The organism is Cypionkella psychrotolerans, from assembly GCF_001294535.1.
In the GTDB taxonomy this organism is placed as follows: domain Bacteria; phylum Pseudomonadota; class Alphaproteobacteria; order Rhodobacterales; family Rhodobacteraceae; genus Cypionkella; species Cypionkella psychrotolerans.
This window is the reverse complement of the sequence record NZ_LGIC01000029.1, coordinates 1-4,853: the sequence shown is the minus strand read 5'-3', so window position 1 is coordinate 4,853 and position 4,853 is coordinate 1. Positions and strand designations below refer to the sequence as shown.

Annotated in this window: 3 protein-coding genes and 3 pseudogenes; 3 read left to right on the top strand and 3 right to left on the bottom strand. The window is 59.5% G+C overall.

Features of this window, described 5'->3' with window-relative positions; all coding sequences use genetic code 11:
* Positions 1 to 616, bottom strand: a pseudogene (locus AKV04_RS05130) (IS30 family transposase); the annotation flags it as partial.
* 154 nt (positions 617 to 770) lie between these two features.
* Between AKV04_RS05130 and AKV04_RS05125 the strand changes: the two are divergent.
* A complete protein-coding gene (locus AKV04_RS05125; protein WP_054005386.1) occupies positions 771 to 974 on the top strand; it encodes a MerR family transcriptional regulator in 204 nt (67 codons plus the stop codon).
* Positions 975 to 1,169: 195 nt separating this feature from the next.
* Positions 1,170 to 2,039, top strand: coding sequence for a rolling circle replication-associated protein (locus AKV04_RS05120; protein ID WP_054005385.1), 870 nt, complete (start codon positions 1,170 to 1,172; stop codon positions 2,037 to 2,039).
* 114 nt (positions 2,040 to 2,153) lie between these two features.
* On the opposite strand, the pseudogene AKV04_RS05115 reads toward AKV04_RS05120, so the two are convergent.
* Positions 2,154 to 2,678: pseudogene (locus AKV04_RS05115) on the bottom strand (ATP-binding protein); the annotation flags it as partial.
* Positions 2,668 to 3,954, bottom strand: a pseudogene (gene istA / locus AKV04_RS05110) (IS21 family transposase); the annotation flags it as partial. The pseudogenes AKV04_RS05115 and istA (AKV04_RS05110), both read right to left, overlap by 11 nt.
* A gap of 115 nt (positions 3,955 to 4,069) precedes the next feature.
* Between istA (AKV04_RS05110) and istA (AKV04_RS05105) the strand changes: the two are divergent.
* Positions 4,070 to 4,853: IS21 family transposase (istA, locus tag AKV04_RS05105; protein WP_156317380.1), on the top strand; the 784-nt coding region annotated here is incomplete at its 3' end.

Here is a 4,853-nt window from a genome sequence, read left to right as displayed (position 1 = left end):
CGCTCGACCACCGTGCCCACCGCCGAGCGGTTGAAGGCGCCCTTGATCAGATCGCCTTCCCAGTGGCCGGGCACCAGACGGGCCTCGATCTCTTCGGGGCGGTGGATGATCCTCAATGATTCCGGGGCGATGGAGCCGCCCGCCAGCGTTGTTCGCCGCAGTCCGCGGGAAGTTTGTGCTGTCGTAAGGCCGCGATCATCTCGGCCTTCAACCCACCCCTCGGCTGCGCGTCAATCGCCGCGTAGATCGTCTCATGGCTGCTCAGGCGGGTTGGAACGTCGGGGTGCATGGACTTGAGCCTGCACGCAATCTGCTCGGGAGACCAGCGCCGGTGGACCAGCTTGCCCCGCACAAAGTCATGAAGCCACCCACCCTTGACCAGCTTCTGCCGCCGTCCGCACCGCTTGCGCAGCACCCGGTATCGGTCCGCGCCAAGCTGCGGGCAATACGGCCGGGCGGGGTCTCCCTCCGGACGGCCACGCCCCAGTTCCCGCCCGACGGTCGAGGCGCTGCGCCCCAGCAACGCCCCGATCGCCCCAAGGCTTGCCCCGCGCCGATGCTCCGCCAAAATCACGCCACGTTCCTCGCCGTTGAGGTGCTTGTATCGTCTGTCCATCGCAACATCCTATGCCCTGCGGGCGCTGGGTGTTGCACTCGAAACTTGAGCCTAAGTTGTAACGTATCTTGCTTAAGGGGAAGGCTGCGCTGTTTCTGGGTCAGCAATTTATGATTATTGAGTGTCACTAGATCAAACCAGAACCGGGTGACACATGACAAACCTCTTTCAAAACGACCGCAGCTACATCCTTGGCGACCCTGAACTCGATGTGATCGGGGACCGGGACAAGCTTGCCCAGTGGCGTCACAAGGGCATTGGTCCGGCCTTCTACCGCCTCGGCCGTAAGATCATTTACCGCGGGGGCGACCTTAACGCTTGGGCAAATGCCCACCGCGTGGAACCCGGCAAGGGTTAATTGAGGCTGCGCCCCAGCAAATGACCCCCCATGTCTAAAATGCTGACATTGTCGCAGCTGCACTCCTGTTTACATGGCGTTCCGTAGGCAGGCGCCCACACGATCACACTCTTTATCCCTCAAATCCCAAAGCTCCCGCCCAATACCTTCATTGGGCGGATCGTGCCTGCCGAAACTTCACTAGCGGAGCTTTTCATGCAGCTGCCTCTTGCCTTTGAAACAACGGATTTGGGGAAAAATTTCCTCGCGGAACCGCGCACGACTCCTTCGCCGTATGTCCACAAATCAGCGCCACGGATGGTCACAGCCGATCTGCCACTCGGCACCCAAGCCAGCTTTCTCGCTGCAGCTGAAGCAGCCTCTTCGCTCGGCACGCCCCTCAACGTCCTGCTGACAATCCGGTGGATAAGCCTTTTCAGTGACAATGACGTTAATCAACTGCGTCCTTACCCCACACCCGAACGCATCGACCGCCTAGTCGAGCATTTGCGGAAATGGCTTGTCCGCAATGGCGCGCCGCCATATTATATCTGGGTAAGGGAAAATGCCGACAGCGTGGGCGAGCATTGGCACATCGCCTTCCATTTTCCCAAAAGCCGCCAAACGCCTTTGACGCACTACATCGCGAAATTGACCGGCGAGGCGACCCATCGGAGCCGCCAACAGGTTCGGGTTACAGAGGGAGAGTTTGCGCGGGGAGAGCTAGGCTCCTGGCATTTGACGCGAGACACGCGGCCAGAACGCGGCGGCTACTACCTCGCTGCATATCTCGGCAAGGGAGAGCCGTCACAGCGGTATTTTCGCGGCAAGCTTGTCGACAATGAAAAGAAGCCGGTTCGCGGCATGAGCTACGGCGGCAAGTACAAGGACGGCAAGTACGACATCACTCAGGGTTTGATTGATGGCACCGCCCGCCGCCGCGATCGCTTTTTCATCGCAAATGACCTGAAGCGTGTGGCAGGCCTGACGCCACAAAAGAAGAAATTAGGCCGGTCCCAGAATCCCCCCGACTGTCAGCAAGTCTGCACGCGTAATGGAATTCCGGGTCCGCAGGCTAGTACCTGAAGGTCACAGATTCAAATCCTGTCCGTTGCCTTGGTTATCGGTGAGGTTGCGTACGTGCTGGTCGAAGGGTGCGGCACCACGATGCAGTTCTCAACGCCTGGCTATGTCTTCACGGTAGCCCAACTCGTCCAGGACAACCAAGTCAAGCTTCGTGAGGCTTTCAGCGATCTGGCCGGTCTTGCCCTTGGTCTTCTCCTGTTCCAGGGCATTGACCAGTTCGATGGTCGAGAAGAAGCGGACCTTGCGGCGATGGTCCTCGATGGCCTGAACACCCAAGGCCGTTGCGGCATGGGTCTTGCCAGTGCCCGGGCCGCCGATGAGGACCACGTTCTCGGCACCATCCAGGAACTCGCATTTGTGCAGCTGCCGCAGCGTCGCCTCGTTGATCTCACTGGCCATGAAGTCGAAGCCGGAAAGGTCCTTGTAGGCCGGGAAGCGGGCAGCCTTCATGTGATACGCGATGGATCGCACCTCGCGTTCGGCCATCTCGGCCTTCAGGAGTTGCGACAAGATCGGCACCGAGGACTCGAAAGCAGGAGCGCCTTGTTCGGTCAGATCAGTGACGGCTTGGGCCATGCCATACATCTTCAGGCTTCTGAGCATGATGACCACGGCAGCTGCGGCGGGATCATGACGCATGACGACCCCCAGCGATCTGGGCACGCAGGCCGTCATAGCGTTCGACATTGGCCTTGGGCTCGCGATGCAGGATCAGCGCCTGAGGCGTGTCAATGTTCGGCCCGTTGGTCGTCTTGCCGTCGACCAATCGGTGCAACAGGTTCAGGACGTGGGTCTTGGTCGGGACACCCGCTTCTAGAGCCATCTCCACGGCGATCAGCACCGCCTGTTCATCGTGATGCAGAACCAGCGCCAGAATATCGACCATCTCGCGGTCTCCACCTGGTCGCCGCAACATGTGATCCTGCAACTGTCTGAACGCCTTTGGCAATTCTGCGAAGGGCGCGCCATTGCGAAGAGCTCCGGGCTTGCGTTGAACGACGGCCAAATAGTGCCGCCAGTCATAGATCGTGTGTGCCGGCACATCATGGGACCGCTGGATCAGCCGCGGATGCTCACACAAGATCTGGCCTTCGGCGGCGACAACCAGACGCTCGGGATAGATGCGCAGGCTGACTGGCCGGTTGGCGAAGGATGCCGGAACGCTGTAACGGTTGCGGTCGAAGCTGATCAGACAAGTTGGTGACACGCGCTTGCTCTTCTGGACAAAGCCATCAAAAGCCTGTGGCAGCGGCATCAACGCCGCCTGTTCCTCGGCCCAGACATCGGCAATTGTGCCGGGCAGAGCGCCATGCGGAATCTCTCGCCACAACTCCATGCAGCGCTGTTCCAGCCAGGTGTTCAGGGCTGCCAGATCTGGAAAGTTCGGCATCGGCAACCAAAGACGCGGCCGGGAGTCCTGCACGTTCTTCTCAACCTGGCCTTTCTCCCAACCGGATGCCGGATTGCAGAACTGCGGCTCGAAGACATAGTGATTGGTCATCGCAAGAAATCTGGCGTTGATCTGCCGCTCCTTGCCGCGACCAACCCGGTCCACCGCCGTCTTCATATTGTCGTAGATACCGCGATCTGGAACACCGCCGAAGACCCGAAATCCGTGCCAATGGGCATCAAACAGCATCTCATGGGTTTGCAGAAGATAGGCCCGGACCACAAAAGCCCGGCTGTGCGACAGCTTGATGTGGGCGACCTGCAACTTCGTCCGCTCGCCGCCGAGGAGAGCAAAATCTTCGCTCCAGTCAAACTGAAACGCCTCCCCAGGACGAAAAGCCAGGGGAACGAAAGTGCCGCGTCCCGTGGTCTGTTGCTCTCGCTGCCGTTCCGCCCGCCAATCTCGCGCAAATGCCGCAACCCGGCTGTAAGACCCGGTGAAGCCAAGTGCCACCAGTTCCGCATGCTGTAAAACAGCGTGCAAAAGTGACCAGCTGACGGGGTGGAACAGCGTCCAAAACTGACCACCCCAGTCGTGCAACAATCCCGTTTTTTGGGCGGGAGCAGCTGGAGTGTTATGCGTGGAAACGATTGGGAAGATCAGGCGACGAGGGCTGCGGGACGGCGAGAGTATCAGTGGCTTGGCGCGGTCCCTGCAGCTGTCGCGGAACACCGTTCGCAAATATCTGAAGGAGGGGGTTGAGCCGGTTTACAAGCGCAAGCAGCAAGCCGGGCCCCAGCTTGGACCGTGGTGCGGCCGTCTTGATGAGTGGCTGCGCGGTGATGGGCTTTTGCCCAAAACACGGCGGCGGACGGCGCGTCGGTTGTTCGAATGTCTTCAGGCCGAGGGATATGCTGGTGCCTATGACAGTGTTCAGCGTCATGTGCGGCAGTGGAAGATTGAAGTGGGTCGTGCCACGAGCACGAAGGCGTTTGTGCCGTTGTTCTTTGCGTGCGGTGATGTGGCGCAATTTGACTGGAGCTACGAGCATGTCGTGCTGGGCGGAACCACCACGACGATCAAATTGGCGCACTTCAGGCTGGCTTACAGGCGTCAGATGTTCGTTGTGGCCTATCCGCGCGAGGCGCAAGAGATGGTTCTTGATGCCCACAACCGGGCCTTTGCGTTCTTTGGCGGCGTGCCGCGCAAGGTCATCTACGACAATCTGAAGACGGTTGTTGATGCTGTGTTTGCGGGCAAAGAGCGCCAGTTCAACCGGCGATTTCTGGCACTGGCCAGCCATTATTTATTCGAACCTGTTGCCTGCACTCCTGCCTCAGGTTGGGAGAAAGGCCAGATCGAGAACCAGGTCGGCAATGTACGTGAGTGGCTATTTACGCCCACGCCACGCTTTGCGGATTTTG